Annotated in this window: 29 protein-coding genes; all 29 read right to left on the bottom strand. The window is 34.5% G+C overall.

All coding sequences use genetic code 11. The features are described from left to right. Nucleotides 1-8 precede the first annotated feature (8 nt). Nucleotides 9-446, bottom strand: a complete 438-nt coding sequence (locus tag CLOS_RS07755; protein ID WP_012159362.1) for a chemotaxis protein CheW — start codon at nt 444-446, stop codon at nt 9-11. A gap of 38 nt (nt 447-484) precedes the next feature. Beyond that, on the bottom strand, nt 485-2,563 hold the full coding sequence (locus tag CLOS_RS07750; RefSeq protein WP_012159361.1) for a chemotaxis protein CheA: 2,079 nt from the start codon (nt 2,561-2,563) through the stop codon (nt 485-487). 5 nt (nt 2,564-2,568) lie between these two features. After that, nucleotides 2,569-3,645 (bottom strand): protein-glutamate methylesterase/protein-glutamine glutaminase, encoded by a 1,077-nt coding sequence (locus CLOS_RS07745; RefSeq protein ID WP_012159360.1) that lies wholly within the window; start codon nt 3,643-3,645, stop codon nt 2,569-2,571. A gap of 1 nt (nt 3,646) precedes the next feature. Beyond that, nucleotides 3,647-4,303 (bottom strand): flagellar brake protein, encoded by a 657-nt coding sequence (locus CLOS_RS07740; RefSeq protein WP_012159359.1) that lies wholly within the window; start codon nt 4,301-4,303, stop codon nt 3,647-3,649. A 9-nt stretch (nt 4,304-4,312) separates the two neighbouring features. Further along, entirely contained in the window at nt 4,313-5,215 is a 903-nt protein-coding gene (locus tag CLOS_RS07735; protein ID WP_012159358.1) for a MinD/ParA family protein, read from the bottom strand. 1 nt (nt 5,216) lies between these two features. Further along, nucleotides 5,217-6,446, bottom strand: a complete 1,230-nt coding sequence (gene flhF / locus CLOS_RS07730; RefSeq protein WP_012159357.1) for a flagellar biosynthesis protein FlhF — start codon at nt 6,444-6,446, stop codon at nt 5,217-5,219. Then, on the bottom strand, nt 6,447-8,474 hold the full coding sequence (gene flhA / locus CLOS_RS07725; protein WP_012159356.1) for a flagellar biosynthesis protein FlhA: 2,028 nt from the start codon (nt 8,472-8,474) through the stop codon (nt 6,447-6,449). 10 nt (nt 8,475-8,484) lie between these two features. After that, nucleotides 8,485-9,573: a flagellar biosynthesis protein FlhB gene (flhB, locus tag CLOS_RS07720; RefSeq protein ID WP_012159355.1), complete on the bottom strand. Its 1,089-nt coding sequence runs from the start codon at nt 9,571-9,573 to the stop codon at nt 8,485-8,487. A 10-nt stretch (nt 9,574-9,583) separates the two neighbouring features. After that, nucleotides 9,584-10,372 (bottom strand): flagellar biosynthetic protein FliR, encoded by a 789-nt coding sequence (fliR, locus tag CLOS_RS07715; RefSeq protein WP_012159354.1) that lies wholly within the window; start codon nt 10,370-10,372, stop codon nt 9,584-9,586. 12 nt (nt 10,373-10,384) lie between these two features. Next, entirely contained in the window at nt 10,385-10,654 is a 270-nt protein-coding gene (gene fliQ, locus CLOS_RS07710; protein WP_012159353.1) for a flagellar biosynthesis protein FliQ, read from the bottom strand. 10 nt (nt 10,655-10,664) lie between these two features. Next, nucleotides 10,665-11,474, bottom strand: a complete 810-nt coding sequence (gene fliP, locus CLOS_RS07705; RefSeq protein WP_012159352.1) for a flagellar type III secretion system pore protein FliP — start codon at nt 11,472-11,474, stop codon at nt 10,665-10,667. A 47-nt stretch (nt 11,475-11,521) separates the two neighbouring features. After that, nucleotides 11,522-11,866 (bottom strand): flagellar biosynthetic protein FliO, encoded by a 345-nt coding sequence (locus CLOS_RS07700; RefSeq protein ID WP_012159351.1) that lies wholly within the window; start codon nt 11,864-11,866, stop codon nt 11,522-11,524. Nucleotide 11,867: 1 nt separating this feature from the next. Continuing rightward, the gene (locus CLOS_RS07695) at nt 11,868-12,230 is read right to left on the bottom strand and encodes a response regulator (RefSeq protein ID WP_012159350.1); all 363 of its coding nucleotides are present in this window, start codon (nt 12,228-12,230) and stop codon (nt 11,868-11,870) included. Nucleotides 12,231-12,319: 89 nt separating this feature from the next. Then, the gene (gene fliY, locus CLOS_RS07690; RefSeq protein ID WP_012159349.1) at nt 12,320-13,477 is read right to left on the bottom strand and encodes a flagellar motor switch phosphatase FliY; all 1,158 of its coding nucleotides are present in this window, start codon (nt 13,475-13,477) and stop codon (nt 12,320-12,322) included. Continuing rightward, a complete protein-coding gene (locus tag CLOS_RS16440) occupies nt 13,470-13,721 on the bottom strand; it encodes a FliM/FliN family flagellar motor C-terminal domain-containing protein (RefSeq protein WP_334290434.1) in 252 nt (83 codons plus the stop codon). The genes fliY and CLOS_RS16440 overlap by 8 nt, the downstream gene beginning before the upstream one ends. Nucleotides 13,722-13,835: 114 nt before the next feature. Then, nucleotides 13,836-14,465, bottom strand: coding sequence for a flagellar motor switch protein FliM (locus CLOS_RS16410; protein ID WP_330360284.1), 630 nt, complete (start codon nt 14,463-14,465; stop codon nt 13,836-13,838). 14 nt (nt 14,466-14,479) lie between these two features. Continuing rightward, nucleotides 14,480-14,905 (bottom strand): flagellar basal body-associated FliL family protein, encoded by a 426-nt coding sequence (locus tag CLOS_RS07680; protein WP_012159348.1) that lies wholly within the window; start codon nt 14,903-14,905, stop codon nt 14,480-14,482. 22 nt (nt 14,906-14,927) lie between these two features. After that, nucleotides 14,928-15,692 carry an OmpA/MotB family protein gene (locus CLOS_RS07675; RefSeq protein ID WP_012159347.1) on the bottom strand — a complete coding sequence of 255 codons (765 nt, stop codon included), beginning with the start codon at nt 15,690-15,692 and terminating at the stop codon, nt 14,928-14,930. Next, entirely contained in the window at nt 15,692-16,477 is a 786-nt protein-coding gene (locus tag CLOS_RS07670) for a motility protein A (protein WP_012159346.1), read from the bottom strand. Before CLOS_RS07670 ends, CLOS_RS07675 begins: the two co-directional genes overlap by 1 nt. A 33-nt stretch (nt 16,478-16,510) precedes the next feature. Further along, nucleotides 16,511-16,726: a flagellar FlbD family protein gene (locus tag CLOS_RS07665; protein WP_012159345.1), complete on the bottom strand. Its 216-nt coding sequence runs from the start codon at nt 16,724-16,726 to the stop codon at nt 16,511-16,513. 62 nt (nt 16,727-16,788) lie between these two features. Beyond that, nucleotides 16,789-18,135 carry a flagellar hook protein FlgE gene (locus CLOS_RS07660; protein ID WP_012159344.1) on the bottom strand — a complete coding sequence of 449 codons (1,347 nt, stop codon included), beginning with the start codon at nt 18,133-18,135 and terminating at the stop codon, nt 16,789-16,791. An 80-nt stretch (nt 18,136-18,215) separates the two neighbouring features. Next, a complete protein-coding gene (locus tag CLOS_RS07655; RefSeq protein ID WP_012159343.1) occupies nt 18,216-18,602 on the bottom strand; it encodes a TIGR02530 family flagellar biosynthesis protein in 387 nt (128 codons plus the stop codon). A 29-nt stretch (nt 18,603-18,631) separates the two neighbouring features. Beyond that, nucleotides 18,632-19,057, bottom strand: coding sequence for a flagellar hook assembly protein FlgD (locus CLOS_RS07650; protein WP_012159342.1), 426 nt, complete (start codon nt 19,055-19,057; stop codon nt 18,632-18,634). Nucleotides 19,058-19,067: 10 nt separating this feature from the next. Further along, nucleotides 19,068-20,525, bottom strand: a complete 1,458-nt coding sequence (locus tag CLOS_RS07645) for a flagellar hook-length control protein FliK (RefSeq protein WP_012159341.1) — start codon at nt 20,523-20,525, stop codon at nt 19,068-19,070. A 26-nt stretch (nt 20,526-20,551) separates the two neighbouring features. Then, the gene (locus CLOS_RS07640; RefSeq protein WP_012159340.1) at nt 20,552-21,787 is read right to left on the bottom strand and encodes a hypothetical protein; all 1,236 of its coding nucleotides are present in this window, start codon (nt 21,785-21,787) and stop codon (nt 20,552-20,554) included. Between the two features lie 11 nt (nt 21,788-21,798). Beyond that, nucleotides 21,799-22,239 carry a flagellar export protein FliJ gene (fliJ, locus tag CLOS_RS07635; RefSeq protein WP_012159339.1) on the bottom strand — a complete coding sequence of 147 codons (441 nt, stop codon included), beginning with the start codon at nt 22,237-22,239 and terminating at the stop codon, nt 21,799-21,801. Nucleotides 22,240-22,251: 12 nt separating this feature from the next. Beyond that, on the bottom strand, nt 22,252-23,565 hold the full coding sequence (fliI, locus tag CLOS_RS07630; protein ID WP_012159338.1) for a flagellar protein export ATPase FliI: 1,314 nt from the start codon (nt 23,563-23,565) through the stop codon (nt 22,252-22,254). Between the two features lie 4 nt (nt 23,566-23,569). Further along, nucleotides 23,570-24,379, bottom strand: a complete 810-nt coding sequence (locus CLOS_RS07625; RefSeq protein ID WP_012159337.1) for a FliH/SctL family protein — start codon at nt 24,377-24,379, stop codon at nt 23,570-23,572. Continuing rightward, complete coding sequence (gene fliG, locus CLOS_RS07620) at nt 24,372-25,391, bottom strand: flagellar motor switch protein FliG (protein WP_012159336.1); 1,020 nt, start codon at nt 25,389-25,391, stop codon at nt 24,372-24,374. The genes CLOS_RS07625 and fliG overlap by 8 nt, the downstream gene beginning before the upstream one ends. Between the last annotated feature and the right edge of the window lie 6 nt (nt 25,392-25,397).

Here is a 25,397-nt window from a genome sequence, read left to right as displayed (position 1 = left end):
ATTCCTCCTTAACCGTTTACGCTGTTGATCAATAGTTTAGGAATATCTACGATAATAATCATTCTTTCATTAAACTTACCAATCCCTTGAATATACCCTTCCTCAAAAGAATTGATTAAATCATAAACTTCATCAATTTGATTATTATCCAAATTAACAACTTCTGAGCAAGAATCCACAAGAATTCCAACCTTCATTTCATCAAAGGCTAGAACGATAATTCGATTGTCTTCAAAGTCCCGATTGTTTTCCAGATGGAATCTTTTTCGAAGATCCACTACAGGAACTACGTCACCTCTCAGATTAATGACCCCACTTATGTAATCCGCCGTACCTGGCACCCTAGTTATTTCAGTTAATTTTTCAATGGTTTCCACATATTCTATAAGTAGACCATAGCTTTCATTATTTAATTTAAACACAACATATTGATTTACAGAACTCATGCTATTCACCTCTCACTAATAGTCAATTGCTAAAAATATTAAAAAAATGAATTCGTATCTACGATAAGTGCTACAGATCCATTACCCAAAATTGTAGCCCCTGCTATAGATTTTATTGTAGAAAGATATTTTCCTAAAGATTTAATTACAATTTCTTGCTGGCCTATTAACCGATCTACAATGATTCCAGCATCTCTATCTCCTTTTTTAACAATGACTACAGTTAAATCTTCTTCTTCTTCTTCAGCTGAACTGTTAGTAGAAGCTGGAACGTTCAGCAGCTCAGAAAGTCTTAATATTGGCAGCGTAGAATCTCTATACAAAACAACTTCCTTCTTCTGAACTTTTCTAATTTTATTTTTTTCTATGGTTGTAATCTCTTTTATCGAATTCAGTGGAATCGCATATTTCTCATCTCCCACAACAACTAACAACGCTTGGATGATAGCCAATGTAAGCGGTAAGCGGATGATAAACTTTGTTCCCTTTCCTAGTGTAGTGTCTGCTTCTACAACACCACCTAAAGCCTCAATTTTTGTTTTAACTACGTCTAATCCAACACCACGTCCAGATATATCTGTTATTTGCTCTGCTGTGCTAAATCCTGGTGCAAATAATAACTGTACAATGTCCTTATTATCCATCAACTGAGATTCTTGATAGCTAATCAGATCTCTACTGAGGGCCTTCTCTTTTACCTTTTCCACATTAATTCCGCTACCATCATCTTCTACTTCGATGACTACAGTATTACCATCAGGATATGCAGAAAGTTTAACTGTTCCAGTTCTTTGCTTTCCTAATTCAATTCTTTTTTCTATGGATTCTATTCCATGATCAATGGAATTACGGATTAAGTGAATTAGAGGATCTCCAATCTCATCGATAACTGTACGGTCAACTTCTGTTTCTTCCCCAGACATGATGAGGTTGATGTCTTTACCTAAATCCTTCGATAAATCTCTTACCATCCTCGGAAAACGATTAAAAACTCTTTCTATTGGAACCATTCTTACTTTCATTACTGCATCATGTAAATTTGTTGTAATTCTTTCAAGGTATTCAATTGCTTCATTTGAGTTTTGTTTTGTTCGATTCTCTCCAGAATCCTCTAGTCTTGTTTTAATAATAATCAATTCACTGACTAAATTCATTAAATTATCTAATCGATCTATATCCACTCGAACTGTTTTAGCCGTTTTTGTCTTTTTGTTTTTTGTATCTTCACTTTCTTTGTTTTTAGCCACATCCAGTGATTCTACGTTTCTATTATTTTCAAGCGTATTTAGAATTGGTTTGCTTTCTTCAGGAACCTCGCTCACACGATCTGTAGTTTCTATATTTTCCTTACCAATCGGATTAATTTCTATATTTGCAACCTCAGATATAGTGCTTAATTCACCTTTGATAAAGTTTGCATCATGCTTTGTTATTAATACAAATTCAAAAGATGTGCCAAACTTTTCATCTTCGATCTCTTCAATGCTAGGGTTTGAATGAACTAAGTCTGCAAATTTCTCAAGGGTGGTAATAATGATATAGGCTCTTGCAGATTTCAACATACAGCTTTCATCCAGTGTTATTTTGACCAAATGAACGTTAAGATCATCCTTGATCGCAGTTAAAACTACATTGTTTACATACTCGTTTAATTGTATATTTAAGTTTTGTCCATGATTGATCATAGGATCAGTAGAGTCAATTGTAACCGGGTCTTCTTCGCCTTCAGATACCTCACCATTTTTTAGAGCCTTTAATTTTTCAACAAGCTCTATAGAAGAATCATTACCTTCATTATTGTTAGTCTCAACACTCATAACGTAACTTTCAAGTTTATCAAAACACTCAAACAGTACATCAGTCACATCGGATGTAACCTTCATATTTCCTTTTCTAATAAAATCCAAAACGTTTTCCATTTCATGGGTTAAATGTGCTATATTGTTATATCCCATGGTTGCGGACATCCCTTTTAATGTATGAGCTACTCTAAAGATTTCATTTAACACATTAATATCTTCAGGGTTACCTTCTAGATATAGTAAACTTGAATTCATTTCCTGCAAATGTTCTTTCGACTCTTCTATAAAGATTTCTAGATATTGATTCATATCCATAGCACTTACACTCCCAACTTTCTTAATATATAGTTTGCAATTTCATTTAAAGGAACAATATCATCTACAGTACCTGTATTCACTGCACTTCTTGGCATACCATAAACTATACTGCTGGCTTCATCTTGAGCAATCACGTAGCACTCAGTATTATCTTTTAATTTTTTTACCCCTCGTGAACCGTCGGAACCCATTCCAGTCATAACCACAGCAATAATATTTTTATGAACATGCTTTGATACAGACTCAAAGAGAGCATCTACGGAAGGTCGATGTCCAGAAACAGGATCCTCTTTCGTTAGTTGTAGAAAGATATCATGACTCTGTTTCTCTTTAATCTTCAAATGGAAACTTCCTGGAGCAATATACGCATGGCCAGGTAAAATTTTTTCGCCATCTTCAGCTTCCTTTACAGTAATACTTGACATTGTATTTAATCGATCTGCTAAGGATTTCGTAAATCCTGGTGGCATATGTTGGACAATTAAAATACTAGCAGGCAAATCTTCAGGTAGTAATGGAATGACACTTTGTAAAGCCCTTGGTCCTCCAGTAGAAGTTCCGATAACGATCAAGTTATGTTTATTTCTATCCTTGCTGAAATGTAATTTATTGGAAGAATAACTAGTCTTAGAGTCTTTTTTTTGAATCGATTTATTTTTAAACTTCACGTCTATTCTTGAAGCAGTGGTAATTTTACTTATGAGTTCTTCCTTTAATTCATCAATATTGATTCTAAAAACGCTGGAAGGTTTTTGAATGAAATCTACAGCACCAATATCTAAACAAGTTAAAGTGGTATCTGCTCCGTCCGACGTTAAGCTACTTAACATAATAACAGGTACAGGCTGATCTTTCATAATTCTTTTTAACGCTTCTATGCCATTTAATATAGGCATTTCAATATCCATGGTGACAACATCAGGATTTAAAGAACGAACCTGGTTGATTGCTTCTGCCCCATTTTTAGCAACACCAATTACTTCTATTGTATCTGTACTGTTCACTATATCGGTCAGTATTTTTCGCATAAAGGCTGAATCATCTACGAGAAGTACTCTAACTTTTTTATTAAAACCCATTCTACATCAGTCCTTTTTTCCTCATTAGTCTTTGTTTTTCAAAAATAAAAGCAATGATTTGATCTAAGTGATTACCCTCAACATTTTTAAATTCAACACTTATTTCATAGCTGTTATCTTCAAATCCCTTAACTACGCGAATTACCTTACCTTTTATAGCAATCATTTGTTCTTCATGTATTTTAATAGTAACAACGATGTTTTCATCTAGATTAATCTCCTGCTTACAGATTAATTTAATTCCTCCACCGCTTAAATCCTTACTGACACAGCTATACTCAACAACTTTATCATTTTCTTGCTTTTTTAATACACAAGGTAGAACGATAGGTAACCTATAGTAGTTTCTTCTTTGAATCCTCTCTATACTGCTTGTTGGCTCAAGTACAAAAGTGACAAGCTCCTCGTTAATCTTTTTTACCACTTTTGCTTCAAAGGAATACACTCCACTTTTTCGATAAAAAAATAAATTAACCAATTGCCCCTCCATAAGAGAAAACTTTTTCCCCTTATAAGCAGGAGGTGAAATATATAAATAATAATCATCCATATCAATAAGCTGCGTAGTCAGCATACTACTTACATCTTGATTAATATACTTTTGTGTTATATCTAGACTCATTTTATCTCCAATTTTAAGCTCTGAAAATATATTCATAGGAACCCCCTATTTGAAAAATTTTACTAATTTTTTGAAAAAACCCTCTAAATTATTAGGCTCATTCGTATCTAAGTGGTAAATATCATTTAAAAGTTTTGCTGCGATTTGTCGAATATTTTTACTCGCTGTACTATTAGGATACTCCAAAGTAAATGGACTCTGTCTTTTTACAGACCTACTAACGTTACTATCATCAAAAACATATCCTAAAGATTGTAAGTTCAATGATAAAAACCGATTGGAAGCGTTATTTAGTTTTTCAAAAGTACTATCTCCTTCTGCTATATTCTCCACTCTATTGACGATTACCTTTAATTTTTTATTTTTTTCTTGCAAATTTATAGTTTTTATCATAGCATAGGCATCCGTTATGGATGTTGGTTCAGGGGTAGTCACAATAATGATATCCTGAGCAGCTAGTACAAAGGATATTACAGAGCTAGATAAGCCAGCACCTGTATCAATTAGGATAATATCTGCATAAGTATTAATTAAAGCAAATTTTTCAATTAACTGATGAATGGTATCCGAGGGCATATCGACTAATTCTAGAACTCCAGAACCACCAGAAATAAGCTGTATTCCATTGGGACCGGTGGCTATGACCTCCTCTATGGATCGATTGCCATGAATAATGTCCAATAAGGTGTATTTAGGAACCGTTCCGAGAATCACATCAATATTGGCTAATCCAAGATCAGCATCTATAATCAAAACTCGTTTTCCTAACTGAATAAGTTCCATGCCTAAGTTGATTGTAAAATTACTCTTACCAACGCCACCTTTTCCGCTGGTAACACATATAACTTTGGTATCATTACTGCTACTTTCTTCATTGCCAACCTCAATCTCTAAAGGAAAATTTCGTCTATTTTTGATTAGTTCGCGTAATTTAGCCGCTTGATCCATATTAAATCTCCCTCAGTAACATGTTTAAAATTGTATTTGATGTTATGGTCTCAATATCATCAGGAACACTTTGTCCTGTGGTTACATAAGAAATAGATTGTGGGTTTTTCATGGCAATGTTTAAGATAGAACCGTAAGTGCTTACTTCATCTAATTTTGTAAATATAATTTTATAATCATCAATAAAGTTGTATGTATGAAGAATATCTCTTAAGTCACTATTTTTTGTTGTTGCACTTACTACTAAACAAACCTCTTTTTCATGGATTTCTTTTAATAATTTAGACAGTTCTTCCACATGTTCATTGTTCTTATGACTTCTTCCTGCCGTATCAATCAGTATAACATCTCTATTTTCAAGTCTTTTAATGGCTCCATGGATTTCCTCTGGAGAATAAATTACTTCTAAAGGTATATTTAGAATATCGCTATAAATCTTTAGTTGTGCTACAGCAGCAATTCGATAAGTATCGGCACTGATTAAACCTACTTTAAGTCCTTTTTCTAAACTATAGTTTGCTGCAATTTTTGCAATCGTGGTTGTTTTTCCTACACCAGTCGACCCCACAAAAAACACGACCTTGGATTTAAAGTCTGCTTTATTGTTAATGGATTCTGGTACAAGTTGTAGTAGAATTTCTCTTAAGGTCTCTTTGTTTTCTATTTCCAATGCATTTACTTCTTCAAAATTGCCATTACTTAAGATTTCTTTAATCAACTCTTCATCCATTTCATTTTCCAGCATCATATTATATAGATAGGAATGATATGGATTACTTACTTGGTCCGTAGAATTTTGTGTATGAATATGTTGCATTTGATGAACAACTGTACCTAATAAGTTTTTAATGTCATCGATTTCTTTTTTTAAATCGCTATCAGTTTTTGAACCAACTGGTTGTATCCCATCTAGTTCTGTCGATTTAGTCGTGTTGATTCGATTCAATGTATCCGTTGTGGTAAATTTTTTATTTACCGTAGGAGTATCTGAAAACAAATGATTAAAATTTTCTTTAGAATCTGTAGCACTATTTTTGGATTTAAAGCTAGTTGTAGCAACTTCATCTTCTATCGCTGCTACAACTTCTATCATAGGCTTTTTAAAAATTCCCAAAACACCTTTTTGTTTAACTTTTCGCTGGTGCAGAATTACGGCATCTGTACCGAGTTCATTTTTTACTTTTGATATGACATCATAATTATCTACACCGTAAAATTTTTTAACCTTCATCTAAATCCTCACCATCCCTACGGATTGAATTTCAACAGATGGATCTACTTCATTGTAGGACAACACAATTAAATCGGATGTCAGCTGTTCTGTTAACCGCTTTAAATATAATCGAACGATGGGAGCCGTTATAATAATCGGTTGCTCCCCTAGATTAATTAACTTCTGTAGTTGATAGGAGAGATTATTTAAAATTGATTGTGTCAAGTCAGGTTCCATAGCGATATAGGTTCCTCTTTCAGTTTGCTGAATGGACTCCATAATTTTTTGTTCAAGCTGTTGATCCAAAGTAATTACTTTTGCTGGTTGATGCGATATAAATTGTTTCGTAATAGATCTACTCAATGATTGTCGAACGTATTCCGTTAACATATCTGTATCTCTGGTCATATTAGAATAGTCTGCAAGGGTTTCAAGAATTGTAACCATATCTCGAATAGAGACTCCTTCTTTTAATAAATTACAAAGAACCTTTTGAATCTCCCCTAAAGCCATTTGCGATGGAATTAATTCTTCTACCAATGCAGGGTGGCTCTCTTTAACATTATCAATCAGCTTCTTAACATCCTGTCTGCCTAATAGCTCATATGCGTGTTTCTTTACAACCTCAGTTAAATGGGTAGCAATGATAGAAGGTGGGTCTACTACTGTATAACCGAAAATTTCTGCTTTTTCTCTTTCTTGTTCATTGATCCACTTTGCTGGTAATCCAAAAGCTGGTTCCACAGTATCAATACCTTCTAACTCACCTTCTGCCATTCCTGGATTCATAGCTAAATAATGATCAAACATAATCTCTCCCGATGTAATTTCTACACCTTTAATCTTAATTACATAGTGGTTCGGCTCCAATTGTATATTATCTCTTAGTCTGAACATGGGAACTATAATCCCAAGTTCTAAAGCACATTGTCTTCGAATCATGACCAGTCGATCAAAAAGGTCTCCTCCTTGACTGGTATCTGCAAGTGGTATAATACCATATCCAAACTCTAGTTCTATTGGATCTACATTAAGTAACGGAAGAACATTTTCTGGTTTTCTTTTTTCATCAGCGGTTTCTGCAATTTCATCTGGAATAATATCAATTTCTTCCTTCGCTGATTTCTTTTTCATTTTATTACCTAAGTAAAAGAATCCCATCGCTAAGATAATAAATGGTATTCTCGGTAAACCTGCCAATGCAAATACTACAGATACTCCAGAAATAATAAACATCGTCTTATGGCTATTAAATAACTGATTTATTAAATCATTTCCTAAATTACCTTCAGAAGCTGCCCTAGTTACCAAAATACCAGTTGCTGTAGATATTAAAAGTGCAGGGATTTGACTAACGAGACCATCCCCTACTGTTAAAATCGTGTATTTAGAAAGGGCTTCTGTAAAGCTTAAGCCTTGAGTAACCATCCCCAATACAAAACCAGCAATAATGTTAATAATAGATATAATAATTCCTGCAATAGAATCCCCTTTTACAAACTTACTGGCTCCATCCATTGCACCGTAGAAGTCGGATTCTCTTTGAACCTTTTTTCTTCTTTCTTTAGCCTCTAAATCATTAATTAGACCCGCATTAAGATCTGCATCAATAGCCATTTGCTTTCCTGGCATAGCGTCCAGCGTGAATCTTGCCGCAACTTCAGAAACCCTTTCAGAACCTTTTGTAATAACCATAAATTGCACGACAGTTATTATTAAAAATATAATAAATCCAATAATAGCATTGCCTTGCATTACAAATTTACCAAAAGTATTAATTAATTCTCCCGCAGAACCTGTAGACAAAATATACCGTGTCGTGGTGATATTCATAGCCAATCTAAACAAAGTCATAATTAATAAAAGTGAAGGAAAAATTGAAAATTCCAATGCTTCTTCCGTATAAATCGATTTAACTAGAATCAACAATGACAGAGCAATGTTAAAGCTAAGCAAAAGGTCAACACCCGCCAATGGTATTGGCACAATAATGATTACAATAATACCTAATATTGCCAAGGTAACAATAATATCTCCAAATTTCATATGCTCACCCCTATTCAATCCTGTTATTAATACGATAAACATAGGCCAGTACCTCAGCGACAGCTTGGTACAAATCAGGAGGAACAAATTGCCCAACTTCTACGCTATCATATAGCGCTCTAGCCAACGGTTTATTTTCTACAACGGTAACATTATTTTCTAAAGCAATTTTTTTAATATTTTGTGCGATAAGATCTTGTCCTTTTGCTATTACTTTAGGTGCATCAAATTCATTGAGATCGTACTTAATCCCAATAGCAAAGTGTGTTGGATTCGTAATAATAACATCTGCACTTGGAACATCCTGCATCATTCGTCTCATTGCCATTTGCCGCTGTTTTTCTTTTATTTTAGACTTGATTTGAGGATTTCCTTCGGTTTGTTTGTATTCTTCTTTAATTTCTTGCTTAGACATCTTTAAATTTTTGTTATACTCATACCGTTGATAATAATAATCCAGTACGGCAAGGGCAATTAAAGCGATGCCTGCTTTGATACCAATATCTACGGTCATGCTCATAATTGCTTTTAGTATGGAGGAAATATCCATTCCAGTGGTCTCTAAAATGACCCCCACTTGTCCCTTTACGTAGTCATAAGAGATATACCCAATCACGCCTAACCGAATAAATGCTTTTAGAAGTTCTACTACTGATCTCATTGAAAACATTTTCTTAAATCCTTCAATGGGATTTATTTTATTTAAATCAAACATTAGAGGCTTACTAGTAAGGAGTACGCCTACCTGAGCATAGCTTGAAATTAATCCAACCACTAGACTCGTCAAGGCGATTGGACCCACTGCAATAAAGAAATAAATCATCAATTTAATAGACAATATTTGAAGGTTTTTAACTGAAAATGCAATATTTGCCGATAAAAACTCGGTATACACCGCCCTAGTCATATTTAATAAAGATACGCCTATAAAAGTTGCAAAGGCATTTATAATTATAAATATTGCCAAGAGAATTAAGGCAGAATTCACCTCTTTGCTCTGAAGAACATTTCCTTTTTCTCTGGCATCTTTTATTTTCTTGGGAGTTGCTTGCTCTGTTTTTTCCTCAGAAAAAAGCTGTAAGTTAATTCTAAAATCCATAGGATCATCCTCAAGATAAAATTTTCATAAATTCATAGATCGCTCTAAACATCTTATCAAATACTACTTCAGAATAAGATATAAAAAAGCTCAAAGATAAAAAAACTATAATAATACCAATAAAAATTTTAAGTGGCATTCCTACCATGAAAATATTCATCTGAGGCATGGTGCGTGCCAAAATACCAAGGATGACATTCACTAGAAAAATTGAAATTAAAATAGGTGCACTTAATTGAAGCGAAAGAGCAAACGTCTCTAGTAACATATGAGTAAGATGTGTTATTATATTTTGGTTTATGGATATCTGAAATCCTATCGGTAATACTTCATAACTATGAATAATGCTTTGTATGAGCATATGGTGACCATTTACAGTTAAAAATACTAAGGAAATAAGAATACTATATAAACCACTCATTATTGGCATTTGCGCGTTCGTCTGTGGATCCATAATATTAACCATTCCAAAACCCATTTGAATATCAATCACTGTACCAGCTAGATATACAACTGAAAAGTAGATAAAAGATATAAAACCAATAATAATCCCTATTAAAAATTCTGTAGTAGAAAAAAATATGAGTGCTCTAATATTATTAATATCTAAGTTCACATTATGGATACTCAGTGGAAGCAATATTAGAGACAAAGTGACAGCTAAACCTATTTTCATCGTCATAGGAACATTAGCTCTACTAAATATAGGGGATATCACGAATAATCCTGTTAATCTCGTAAGTATTAACAGAAACAACTGAAAATTTATTAATATAAACCCGATTACATTATCTGCCATGTTTATCACTCTTTATTGAATAAAATTGTTCATATTTGTAAATAATTTTAATGTAAAATTAATCATCATGGATAAAAGCCATGGTCCAAAAACAACTAAAGAACCTAAAATAGCAACAATTTTAGGAATAAAAGCCAAGGTAGCTTCTTGAATTTGGGTTGTTGCCTGAAAAATACTAACAGCTAAGCCTACTATCAAACCAATCAGCAATGTGGGCGCTGATAACAGTAAAATAGTAAACATAGCCTGTTGTCCTAATTCAATAACCATCGATTCACTCATTTCGTCACCCCTATTTAAAGCTTAATAATAACGATTTAATTAAAACGTTCCATCCATCTACCATTACAAATAGCATGAGCTTAAATGGCAGTGAAATCATTGCAGGGGGTAACATCATCATACCCATAGACATTAGAACGCTAGCAACTACCATATCCAATACTATGAACGGTATAAATAAAACGAATCCCATTTGAAACGCTGTCTTTAACTCACTGATTATAAAAGCAGGAATCAAAGTAGTCGTTTTGATATCTTCCACTTGAAAATTCTCTGATACTTCAGAGTTACTTGCTTCTATAAATAAAGCCAAATCCTTTTCTCTGGTTTGTCTAAACATAAACTCTCTTAAAGGGTCCATCGCTTCTTCTACTGCCTGCTGCTGAGTAATTTCTTGGTTTAAAAAAGGTTGCAGCGCATTTTGATTTATTTCAGAAGCTACAGGTGCCATGATAAAAAAGGTTAAAAACAAAGCCAATCCTATCAGTACTTGGGTTGGAGGTGTTTGCTGTGTTGCAAGTGCATTTCTCAGAAAAGATAATACGATGATAATTCTAGTAAAGCTTGTGACCATAATTAAAATAGCCGGCGCTAATGATAATATGGTCAATAGACTCAAGAGCTGCAATGAATTCACAGTTTCCTCTGGGCTGCTAGCCCCATCAATACTCAGTTGTAAGTTTGGCACAGTAATATTGGGCTGTGCAAATGCTTGATTTGACCCAAGTACGATAAAACAAATAATGATGAAGCATGCCATACGAATATATTTATTGCCATCAAGTAAAATTTGTATTAATTTTCCATTTGAATTCTTCATTATATTCACTACCATTCCAGCTACATTCTTTTATTAAATACAAACCATTAGGATTTCTTTGAGAACCTTTTCTTTAAATAGCTCGTTATATCTTCAGAGATATTTATAAAGCCATCCTCTTTCTCAGCTTTAAAATCCCATAGGGATTCATCAATCCTATCTAAAACCTCTATTGTTTTTCCTTGCATTGCTACAATATAAATCTTTTTATTTATTTTCAATATGGTAATATTAGTATTTAATCCAATCATCGTTCTTTCTAAAACCTGTGTGTATCGCCCATCCATTAGCTTTTTAGTTTTTTTGCCTACTATATTTGTTATATAATAGGCAAAAACAATAATCAATGTTGTTATTAAAATTAATAAAAGGCCACTTATAACGCTATCCATGTTATCCTAAAACTTTTTTAACAGCTTCTATAACACGATCCGCTTGGAAAGGCTTCACAATAAAATCTTTTGCTCCTGCTTGAATAGCCTCAATTACCATTGCTTGTTGTCCCATAGCAGAGCACATTATTATTTTAGCATTTGAGTCTAACTTCTTAATTTCTTTTACTGCCTGTATCCCATCCATTTCCGGCATTGTAATATCCATAATGGTTAGATTTGGCTGTAATTCCTTATATTTTTCAATTGCCTTTGCTCCATTTTCAGCCTCACCCAATACCTCAAATCCATTTTTAGTAAGTACATCCTTTATCATCATTCTCATAAATGCTGCATCATCAACGATTAAAATTCCGTTCGCCATTCCTTACTTCCTCCTCTTCATTTAAATAGCTATAAATACTAAATATTAAGTATATATTAGCAACAGAACACATTTTAGTCAATTTAAAATTAATATGTTTTGGATAGTCTTTTGGCTGGATTTACAATATCTGTAACACGGATACCATAATTCTCATCAATTACCACGACTTCACCATTTGCAACATATTGTCCATTCACTAAAATATCCAAAGGTTCTCCTACAAGTTTGTCTAGTTCAATAATAGTTCCAGGGCCAAATTCTAATATTTCACTGATCTTTTTAACCGTTCTTCCTAACTCCACCGTAATTTTTAGCGGAACGTCTTGAATCAATGAAATATTTTCAGGCATTACCCCTTTGACAGAATCATCATCAAAAGCTTGAAATTGTACAGGTCTAATATTTACTGGTTCATTTCTGGTTGCCGCAGCTTCATTACTGAAATTAGCTCTATGATCATAGTTTGGTGTATCATAAGACATTTCTCTTGGATGCATCGTATCCTTTTGAGCAGGTTTTACGTTAGAAGGTACTGTGTTATTTCTATCATTTACAGTTTTATCTTCCTGACCTTTTGCCATATTATCAAATAATCCACCGATAATTTCCTTAGCAAAATTAATCGGCATTAGTTGCATAATTTCGCTATCAATAAGCTCTCCAATAACCATACGGAATGAGATTTGAACTAGAGATTGTGAATTATCTTTAAAGAGCTCTAATAAATTATCCGTAGCTAAGTTCAATAAAAAAGCATCAGGAGGACTGATATCAATTTTTTTAGAGAATATTTCAGATAGTGATGTAGCCGATGAGCCTACCATTTGATTCATCGCCTCACCGATAGCACTGAGATGTAATTCCGTCAGTTCTACTGCCCCAACTTCACCATTACCACCCATCATCAAATCTGTAATAATACTCACATCATCCTCTTTTAATATCAGTAGATTTGTACCTTCTAGACCTTCCTTGTATTTAACATCAACGGCAACATAAGGTAATGGATATTTTTTTGATAATTCTTCTATGGTTAATACTTGAACCCTTGGTGTAGTAATCGTTACCTTCTGACCTAAAAGTGTGGATAAAGTAGTAGCAGCAGTACCCATGCTGATATTGCCAATTTCACCAATTGCATCTTTCTCTTCCATTGTAAAGTCAACAGTATTGTTGCTTTTATTAGATGTATCTGAACCACCTAGTAGCGCATCTATTTCTTCTTGAGATAGCATATCACTCATATAGTTCATCTCCTTTCTCATCTACTCTAGTAATTTTAACGGCAAGTTTGTTTTTAACAGTTCCAGGAGCTCCAAAATACTTTTTCTTTTCTCCTACCTTTATTTCTAACTCTCTATTTGGATTAGCATCTAGAGCAATGACATCTCCTATTTGTAATTCTAAGAAATCTTTTACAGTAATATAGGTATGACCAATTTCAACATTAATAGGAACCGAGCTGTTGGTTAATCTTTTCTCTAAGATATCTTTATCCTTATCGGTTGCCTGTTTATTAATTGAAGAAAACCAAAATTTAGTGCTTAATTTCGGAAGGATTGGCTCTATTACAATATGAGGAATACATATATTTAAGTAACCCTAGATATCACCGATTTTTAAATGGAGTGTTATTAATGCTGTGGTCTCATTTGGTGAAACAATCTGAGCAAACTGTGAGTTTGTCTCTATTTTATCCAATTTGGGGTCAATTTCAATTACATTTTCCCATGGGTCAATAAATAAATTGATGATCTGCTTAATAATTTTTTTAATTAGCGTTAACTCTATTTCTGTAAACGAACGATTCTCTGCAAGTGCCTTACCTTGCCCTCCTAGTATTCTATCAATTAGAGCAAAAGCTATGGTGGAAGACATATCGATTATGATTTGTCCTTCCAAAGGATAGAAATCCACAATTGATAAAACCGCTGGATTTACAATAGAATTACTAAACTCATAGTAGGACAGCTCTTCTACACTTATAACCTCTGTCTGAATATAGGTACGAAGATAGCCAGATAGAAATGTATTCAATGTTCTTGAGAAGTTGTCATGTATGATTTGTAAAGTCTTTAACTGATCCTTTGCCAATTTTTTAGGACTTTTAAAATCATATTTTTTTATATTTCTTTCAGTTTTACTTTCTTTTATTTCTTCAGCGTCAACCTCACCTGTATTTAATGCATTTAGTAATGCATCAATTTCGTTTTGTGATAGAATATCTGACATTTCTTCACCTCCTACTATTGAACGATATATTCCTTAAAGTATACATTCGTTACTCTATTCTCACCTGCAATTTTTGATAACATTTCGATGATTTCTTTCTTCAACTCTGACTGCCCTTCTGGTGAAAGTAGCTTATCCGATGTTCTTCCAATTAAAATGGAAATGACACCATCTCGAATTGCAGCATTTTTCTGTGGAAGCTTTTCTAATAAGGTTTCATCCAATACCTCGATTACAATATGACCTTTAAAAAAACTTCGGGTGCTGCCTAAGTTTGTAGAAAATTCACCTAGATCATATTCATAGGTCTGATATTTAATCGCTATTTCTTTACTTTGTTCTCCATTTTTGTTTTGAGTAAAGTAATACATTGCTCCAAATACAACTGCCGATGTCACAATACCTATTAAAACATATATTCCTATTTTTTTCTTGTCCATACCGATTTCCCCCATTTTTATATTATTGAGACTTAGGAACGATATATTCCGATCTCAATATTACAATATCAACTCTTCTATTTTTAGACTTATTTTCCACAGTATCATTCGGTGCAATAGGTTGATACTCTCCATATCCTGCTATTGAAAAACGTTCTGGGTCCATATCTATTTCTTCAATGAAATATCGAACAACATTCGATGCACGTCCAGTAGATAGCTCCCAGTTCGTTGGGTAAATAGAAGTGGGATTTACTTTAACCGTATCAGTATGACCTTCAACACGTATATCTTTGTCTTTTAGTTCTGGACTTCTTAAGAACTCAGCAATATCCTGTAGAATTTCTTTGGATCTTGGCTTCAATTCAGCTTTACCAGGATCAAAAAGTACATTGTCTTGGAAGCGTAACATCAATCCTCTGCTTTCTTGAGAAACTAATACCTCTGTTTCCAAATCGTATTCCTGTAAGTAAGATTCTAAAGTTTCTTGTAGTTCTCTAAAATTTTCCAATTCATTTCTTTGGCCAGCTGTTAAATCGCCCATTAAGGACTGATCGATAAAGTCATTGGGAAATAAGGTATTCCCACCATCTAAAATACCGGATGAACTTACACCAATTGCATTTTGGAGAGACTGCATCAATTGATCAAATTTTTGAGTTTCCACTGTAGAAAATGCGAATAGTAAAACGAAAAAACATAAAAGCAAGGTAACCATATCAGAGTAAGTCGTCATCCATAAGGGTGCACCTGCTGGTTGATCTTCCTGTTGTTTTTTTCTTGCCACTACGCACTCACACCTTCCTGTTTAGAGTTATAATTTTCACGCTCTTTTGGTGGTAAGAAGGCTTTCAGTTTTTCTTCAATGATTCTTGGATTTTCTCCAGCTTGAATGGAAAGCAAGCCTTCCACCATAATTTCTTTTCTTAGAATTTCCTCTCTACTTTTTAGTTTTAATTTAGTAGCCATAGGGAGGAAGATTAAGTTTGCAAATAAGGAGCCATAAAAAGTTGTAATTAGGGCGACAGCCATACTTGGACCGATGGCACTTGGATCGTCTAATTTTTTTAACATGTTTACAAGTCCAATCAATGTACCAACCATACCGAAAGCAGGTGCATTGGCTCCTAAAGCTTCAAAAATTGCTTGTCCATTCCGATGCCGCTCTTCAATAAAAGATAATTCTGTTTCTAAAAGGTTTCTTACAAGTTCAGGATCCGTTCCATCTACTATGAGCATGGCGCCTTTCTTTAAGAAAGGTTCATCAATTTGTCCTGAAGCTTCTTCTAGAGCTAGCAAGCCTTCTTTTCTGGCGATATTGGCTAAAGTGTTGATTTGTGCAATTATTGCTTTTGGGTCATCTGCTTTATTAAAAAAAGCTTTGCCGCCAATTTTAAAAGCTGCTAATACATTTTGAAGAGGGAATCCTACTAAAGTAGCTGCAATCATTCCGCCGAATGTAATATAGATAGATGACATATCTATAAAGTTCCAAATAGAACCTTCCTGCGTGATCCCTTGAATGACGAAAAACATTCCGATAAATATACCTAGTATGGTTGCTAAATCCATACATACACCTCATTTCATATTCGTTCTTATGCTTTATCTATTTTTTATATCTATATCATGAATAAATACTTTTCTTTTATACTGAATAACTCTATTTATTATTTCATCGGCACTTTCTATAACAATCATTTTATGACCATTGGTAAGGGTTATAACAGTGTCCGGTGTTTCCTCTATAATTTCTATCAAGTCAATATTTAAAATAAATTCCGTTTTATTCATCCTCGTTAAATAAATCATCTCATCCATCCTTTCCCTCCTTCACTAATTTTAGCGAAGGAGGTGGATTTTATTTCTTACATCAAATTATATTACCTTTTCATATTCACAATCTCTTGTAGCATTTCATCACTGGTTGTGATAATTCTTGAATTGGCTTGGAAGCCTCTCTGTGTGGTAATCATATCGGTGAATTCTCTTGATATATCGACGTTAGACATTTCAATTGCCCCTGGATTTAAGGCACCAAAACCTCCCGTACCCGCATACCCAAACATTACTTCACCAGAGTTGGATGTTTCTCTATACATATTGCCACCTGTCTTTAAAAGTCCAGCAGGGTTTTTAAAGTTAGCAAGCCCAACTCTGCCTAGAATTTGCCTACTACCATTAGTAAAGTTAGCTTCTATTTCTCCAGTGGTGGAAATAGTAAAATCATCGATCTTCCCACTTGCATAACCATTAATTTCAAGAGCTGCTGCGTCGGATTTCGCTCCTTTATCCGCTGCATAGCTTGTTAGTTTTGTAAAATCTAATTCAATAGACAATTGTTTGGCCCCATCCAAGCCATCAGTTGCATGCCCTAGTTTCAGTGTACCTTTAGTTAAAGCAGTCTTGTCTAATATCCCGGCGGAATCAAAGGTTAGCGGTGTTGCTGGTTCAAGGGGAATGGGAGCACCTAGTTTTACATTATCTAATTCTGTAATGGTAACAGCAAAGGTTCTTTTTGTGTCATTGCCTTGATCTGTCCTTTGAAACTGAACTTTTACAGTATGAGCATTTCCTAAGCTATCGTGCACTTTCATGACAGTTTCATGAATTCCACCGTCTCCTGCTGTACCTGTACTATCTGCTGATAAATTACTATCAATATTTCCTGTAAAGGTTGCTTTAGTCGTAGCAGCTGGAGGTGCTGTTTCATCTCGAGAAATTCTTAAGCCCGTTAAGTTTTCTTCGAAAATCGGTTGCCCTTTTTCATTCTTCTGAACTTGGCCATCTGCATCTCTTACAGCAGTGTAGCCTAGTACATAATATCCATCCGGTGTAATTAAATTTCCGTTAGCATCTAAACCAAAAGCTCCTGCTCTTGTGTAGCTTTTTTGTAATCCACCTTGTGTATCTGAAACGACAAAGAATCCTTCTCCATTGATCATAAGATCTGTATTATACCCTGTACTTTCTACAGAGCCTCTCGTATGAAAAGTATCCATGGAGTTTACATTGATTCCAAGCCCTACCTGTTGTGGATTGGTACCTCCTCTGCCACCTTCCTGTGCTCTACCTGCTCCCCTTAGGGTTTGGCTGAATACCTCTTGAAAGGTTACCCTGGTTCCTTTAAATCCTACGGTATTAACGTTGGCGATATTGTTACCAATTACGTCCATTTTTAATTGGTGCGCTTTTAAGCTGGATACTGCTGAATACATTGAACGCATCATAATATAACTTCCTCCTCTTCATCGGTGCTCCGCTTCTTCTATCCTTCGGAAACGGCAGGCTTCCCACCTCGGGGTCCAGCCTATGCGAATATAGCACCATCGATATTAGTAAATACATTGTCCTTCAGTTGTTGGTCTGTAGCGGCCGTTATTACGGTTCGATTGGGTACACTGGCGATAAAAGCTTTATTCTCCATAATGATTAAGGTTTCCTTAATCCCCTTGGAAGCTGCTTTTGTAATGGCATTGTTTATTTTAGTTACTTCTTGTGTGGTTAATTCTATATTTCTTTCCTGCAACCGATCTAAGGCATGCTTAGAAAACTTAACTTCTTGACTTCTATTGATTTCATTATGTAGCAATGCTTTAAAATCAAGATTTTGGCTATTTACAGGATTGATATTTTTACGTTGATTCTGATTGTGATTTTGATTCACTCGAATAGGGTTCATCTTAATTGGATACAATTGACTTCCCTCCTTTAGGAGCGTCTTCCCTACGGTTTTATTTTGTCAGTACCTTCTTCTACTTTGTCGCCCTCTTTTGGAACTTCAGGAACCTCTGGATTTTCTCCCGTTAGCTTACGAAGTCCTTCATTAATTTTGACCAGTTGATCCACGATATTGGTTTGACTCTTCACAAAGTTATTGTTCATCTGTGTAATATGTTCCATAATAGAAGATTGCGTATTTGTAAGTGTTGTGTTTAAATTTTGCATCTGCTCCAAAGAACTGAATTGAGCCATTTGAGCAATGAAATCTCTATCATCCATTGGATTTAAAGGGTCTTGATTTTTTAATTGTGTTACTAGAAGATTTAAAAACGCATCTTTCCCCAAAGCATCCGTTTGCTTCTTTTCCTGGTTTCCGCTGTAATCACGGTATTTATGGGTGGTATCATTTACTTTTGAAATATCCGACATTATATCCCTCCTAAGCTAGGCCATCGAACTGACCGGTTATTAAATATGGATTTACATCCTCTGTACCTTGCTCTAAAGCTGCAAGAGCAGTGCTTGATATCTCTCCAATACTCTTTGCTGTTTGCCTACTGCCCATTCTAGATTGGTATAGATTTCTTTCGAAGTTTTTAGAGTCATCACCAACATGCACCTCTAAGCCTGCAATATTTAGGCCTTGCTCTTCTAATGCGTTTTTCAATTGGTTTAAGTTTGCCTCAATAATCTCTTTTACCGAGAAGTTTTCTGCATAAATCTTTCCCGTAAGCGTTCCTTCGTTTAATCCTATTTTGATAGAAACTTTACCCAAATGTTCCGGCGCAAGCTGTATGTGCATTTCATTTTTATCTTTCGATAAGAAGGCACCTGCTTTGTGCCCGATCTCATTTATAAACTGCTTCGGTTCTAGAATTTCAGTTTTAGCAACAGGAACAGTTATTTTTGAATCCACTTTATCTTGCTGAATTTGTATCAAATTAGAACTAAACTCTATATCTTCTGTAGTAGATGGATTTAGAAAATCTTCACTTTCATCGCTATTTTCAGTAGTTAATTTCTCAAAATTCTTAGCTTTGGTATTGGAAGTATTTTCATTAATTTCTACGTTTTCCATCGTGATACTATCCTCAATTTTTAGTTCTTTATCAATGACACTTACCTTTGTCTCTACATTTGCTCTCTGATCCCAATGATTTTTCATAGAAGCTAATTCTTTTGGTAAAGCCTCTATAACGGATTGTATGTCTGCCATAATGTTCATAGCATCACGGACAGTTTCTTCGTTTAAAGGCGCACCTTCTTCTTTTAATAAATTGACTTCATTAATTAATTTGTCAAGCATTGTATGAACATCTTCAAAGATCGGCTCTATATTTTGATCAATTCCAGTACTTAAGGAACTTAAAATCATATTAAGCTCTTCTTTCAAATTGCTTAGATCTTCTATGCCCATGTTCTCTAGCTGGAATTTCAAGTCATCACCAATGCTTTCCTCAACTTCTTCAGAAACTATGGTTATTAAGCCTTGTAGCAATTCAAAAAGATGACTTAGATCACTTTTAACAGTTGTTAATTCTTCCATGTCTTCGTGTTCTAGATCCTCTTTATTGATTGCTTCACCACTCATTTCTTTTTTTCCTGCATTAAGAGAGGGTTCTTTCACTGCAACCTCAGTTGATGTTTTACTATTACTTGCAGAAGTATTCTTTGGATCTACAGCGTTAGCAATTGGTGTAGTTTCAGTATTTTTAGCAATAGATAGGTTGCTTGCATATTTTTTTTCTAAAGGATTTTGAGTTTTTAAACGCAGACTTTCCTGCTCCCTTTTAAAGGTTTCTGCAAATCCTAAAGTTCCTTTTTCCAGCTTCTGATCCTTCGTCGCTACATTTTTACCATTCAGTAAATGAGTTATGTTCATTACATTATTTATCATTTTCTCACCTCCTTTCAATTACAAATTTATTTTAATAACTTTTTTGAAAGTGTAATCCTTGTGTTCTCACTCATCATTTCTAAAATTTCGGCGACTTTAGTTGGCTTCAATTTTTTTAGAACATCAATGACGAGCTCTTCTTCGGTGAAAGTAATCTGTTCCTTTTCCGTTAAATCGTGCTTTTGATATGTTTCATTGCGCTTTAACATAATTTCAAGCATTTTTGCTAATTCTTCAACTGTAGTTTTATCGTATATTACGGATAATTCATTGATCTTATTATCATATTCCTTGTATACTGTGATCCCTTTCATAATTGAAGGCGATACACTCGGTTCTTCCTTTTGCAGATATTGAAGATGATTTATTTCGTCAAATAAGGTTAACATAAAATCTTTATCGTTAATTTTCGATAAAACTCTAGCGGATTTATTGATGGATAATCCTTTAAAAATTACTGCTAATTGCTCCATATTATATTGATTGGTATTTCCTAATTCCATCAATGTTTCTTCAATTTTTTTGTTTTCATATTCCAGGGATAGATCTAATAATTTTTTTTGATTACTTTTTAACTCTTGTTTTTTCTTTTCAATTCCTCTTAATACGTCTTTCGGAAGTTTATACTCAATTTGCTTTACGATGTCATCGTTCAAATAGAAAGCATACTTTGCTGCTTGTTCTGCTTTTAAGTTTTGAAATAGCCGGACGAGTTCATCTATGGATATTTCATTACTGGCATATGTTCTTTCAATTTCATCAATGGCTTGAGAAAGTTTCAAAGAGGTATAATATTTTTGAAGTGAATTAATTTTTTCTTCACTTTCTTTATCGATTTCATCTAAAATTCGATTGATGGGATCCTCTTTTATTTTTAAAACCTTTAACTGTTCCTTAACCTTCTTCATCTTATTTGGATTTTCTTTACTCATTAAAACCACTAAGTCACTATAGAGTTGTTCGTTCTCGCCCTTTACAATTAATAACTTATCCAAAATTCGATTTTCATCTAAGGTTATGTAATGTTTTGCGATATCCTTTTTGATGTCCTCACGCTCCATTTTTGTAGGAACAGACTGAAAATAAACACCTGCTTTTCCAGGCAACACCGATAAAACCTTGTTGGCATTGTCCTTGAAATCCTCATTTGAAAAATACATGATGGTTAGAATAATTAATGGCAGTGAGATAAAGGATATCACAATAATCAATATTGTTTTAAAAATAGAGTTTTTATTTAATTGCTCGTTAGAAACTGTCATCTGATCACCCTTTATCTGTTAGAAGCTTTATAGGAAACAAGTTCATCAACTAACTCATATTCTTTTTTAAGCTCAATATATTTGTATTCTTCAAAATCTTTTTCTCTTAATTTTTGAAACACCTTTTTTTCTTTGGAAGCTTCAATTAATTCTTTTCTTTTATTGAACGCATCCATCTCTGATAGTTCTACCACTTTATTTTGTTTATCTATAAAGTTCTGCATCAATTCTAAATTATTGGATAAAGCCCTAAGGTCTGAAATCTTCACTATATCACTTGATTTTGTCTGCCACTGTTCTATCAAATTATTTCTTTTATCTGCCAAGGCTTTTAATTCTTCTTTTTCTTGTGCTAATTTTTTCATAGATAGACCTAATTTATTTTTTCTATCATCTTCAATTTTTTCTTTTGTATTCAAGATTGTATTAAATCGAAAAACAAATTTCCCCAATATGCTCTCCTCCTACGTTACAATTTCTTCCATCATAGTAATTGCATCTTCTAGAGTAGTTTTATCATGTACATCCTGTCTCAAAAATGAATTGATACTATCTATTTTATTGATGGATTCATCAATCCTTCTATTGGTTCCCTTGATATAGGCCCCTATATTTATTAGATCCTCCGAACTATTATATGTAGATAATAGTTCCTTGATCTCATTTGCGATTAGTAGATGCTTCTTCTCTACGATATTCGGCATTACCCTACTAACACTTGCTAATACATCGATGGCAGGATAATGATTTCTGTTGGCAATTTTTCTAGATAGAACAATATGACCATCCAGTATTCCTCGAACGGTATCGGCAATGGGTTCATTCATATCATCACCGTCTACTAAAACCGTATATAACCCTGTAATCGAGCCTTTATCTGATGTACCCGACCTCTCTAGTAATTTAGGCAGCTCTGCAAATACAGAGGGGGTATAGCCCCTACTTACAGGAGGTTCACCGACGGCTAGCCCAACTTCCCTTTGAGCCATAGAGAACCTCGTTAAGGAGTCCATCATTAAGATTACATTTTTTCCTTGATCTCTAAAATACTCTGCAACAGCCGTTGCCAGTAAAGCCCCTTTTTTTCTGATGAGAGCTGGTTGATCGGAGGTTGCTACAATAACAACGGAACGTTTTAATCCTTCTTCTTGTAAATCATTTTCTATAAATTCCCGAACTTCTCTCCCCCGCTCTCCAATTAGGGCGATAACATTGATATCTGCCTGTGTATTTCTGGCGATCATGCCAAGGAGCGTACTTTTTCCAACCCCACTCCCTGCAAATATTCCGATTCTTTGACCATTGCCACAGGTCAGCAGTCCATCCAGAGTTTTCACTCCTAGGGCTAAGGGCTCGTTAATTTTAGTACGCTTCAATGGATTGGGAGGTGCAGCCATAACTGGGTATGTCTTATTGGTGTTTAACAGCTCCTTATCATCAATAGGGTTACCTAGCCCATCCAAAACACGTCCTAAAAGTTCCTCTCCAACGCTTACCTGCATTGTAATTCCTAAGGCTTCAACTTTACTGCCCGGACCGATGCCTTCCATTTCACCTAATGGCATTAATAATACTTTTTTTTCTTTAAAGCCAACAACCTCAGATAAAATAGGCTCCGTTCCCTTAAGGGAATATATCTTACACATTTCTCCAAGTTTTACCGCTGGTCCTACGGATTCTATGGTTAGTCCGATTACTTGTGAAACATATCCAGTATATTTGATTAGATCTAGCTTCGAAAGTGCTTCTTCATATTTTTTTAAAGAAATGGTTTCCATAGGATCACTCGCCTTTTAAAATATCATAGAACAAAGATTCAATCTGTGCGATTTGAGTTTGAATACTAGCCTCCACTGTTCCAGATACAGTCTCTATAATAATACTGCCACTTTGTAATGCTGGATCTTGCTTCACTTCTATATGGTCGATACCTTCCGTCATTAAATAGATTTTATTTTTAGAGGAGTTTACGACTTCATAATTCTCTGTGCTGACACGAATGATTAAACTATCTGTGTACACGCATTTTTCAATGCCTTTTCTAACTAGATTCAATAATAACTGATTTTCTTTCTCTACTTCATGATCGATAACTTTTCTGATACTAGAAATAACTAGTTCAACGATTTCGCCTTCTAAAGATTTTGCTACAGCTTTTTTCTCTAATAAAGTATTTTGCTTTATATCTATTGCCTCTTGTATGAGGGCATCTACTTGATCATATCCTTCTTCTCTTCCTTTTAAAAAACCTTCACTGTAACCCTTATTTCTTGCGTTTTCTTCTATTTCACCAGCTCTATTCTGTGCTTGTGCAATAAGATTTTGGCCTTCCTCATTGGCGCTATGAAGAATTCTTTCACTCTCTATCCTTGCGTTTGCTAAGATTAACTCCGCTTCTTCTTTTGCTTGAAGTAATAGTTCTTCCGAGCTTTCAGTGATTTCTTGTTCTGTATCAAATAATTGATCCGAGGAATCAGTTTCTCCTAAGTCTAAACTTTGGGTTTCTCTGTTTTTTATTACTGGCGTGATATTTAGCTCTATGATTTGTTCTTCGCCAATAACGATTTGCCTCTGCTTATAAACCCTAGACAATTATTTCATCTCCTCCACCTCGAGAAATGATGATTTCTCCCGCGTCTTCTAATCTTCTGATAATATTAACAATGTTTTGTTGTGCTTCTTCTACATCACGTAATCTAACAGGTCCCATGAAGTCCATATCCTCTTTGATCATCTCTGCCATACGTTTTGACATATTCGCATAGATAACATCTGCCACTTCCTTTGTTGCCCCTTTTAATGCAACCGCCAGTTCCTTATTATCAGTTTCTCTGATAAATCTTTGGATGGATGTACTATCTAAGCCCATAATATCTTCAAATACGAACATTCTCTTTCTGATTTCCTCTACTAACTCTATATCTTGTATTTCCAGTGTATCCATAATGTTCTTCTCAGTACCTCTATCAACGGAGTTCAGTATATCAACAATAGATTGTATACCGCCTGCACTTGTATAGTCTTGGTTTACTAAAGAAGATAGTTTTCGTTCTAATACGAGCTCAACCTCCCGGATAACTTCTGGTGAGGTTCTATCCATCGTTGCAATTCTCTGTGCCACTTCTGCCTGCTTTACCTGCGGTAATGCAGAAAGTATTTGCGCTGATTGGGAAGAAGATAGATAAGCAAGTATCAATGCAATGGTTTGTGGATGCTCATTTTGTATAAAGTTAAGTAATTGACTCGGGTCCGCTTTTCTAGCAAAATCGAAAGGCTTCACCTGCAGTGATGCTGTCAATTTGTTGATAATATCCATTGCTTTCTGAGAACCCAGTGCTTTCTCGAGAACATCCTTTGCGTAATTAATACCACCCTCAGAAATATATTCCTGTGCGATACAAATTTCATAAAACTCATCCAATACTTTATCTTTCTCTTCTGGAGATACCTTTCTCATATTAGCTATTTCCAACGTAAGTTCTTCGATTTCTTCATTATTTAAATGTTTAAAAATTTGAGCAGAATATTCAGGCCCTAAGCTAATTAATAAAATTGCAGCCTTTTCTCTTCCTGTAATTTCTCCCCTTGATACCTTCTTGGCCATATACTC

Source organism: Alkaliphilus oremlandii OhILAs (assembly GCF_000018325.1).
Taxonomy (GTDB): domain Bacteria; phylum Bacillota; class Clostridia; order Peptostreptococcales; family Natronincolaceae; genus Alkaliphilus_B; species Alkaliphilus_B oremlandii.
Note: the sequence above shows the minus strand (reverse complement) of the source record. Positions and strands in the feature narration are given on the sequence as shown.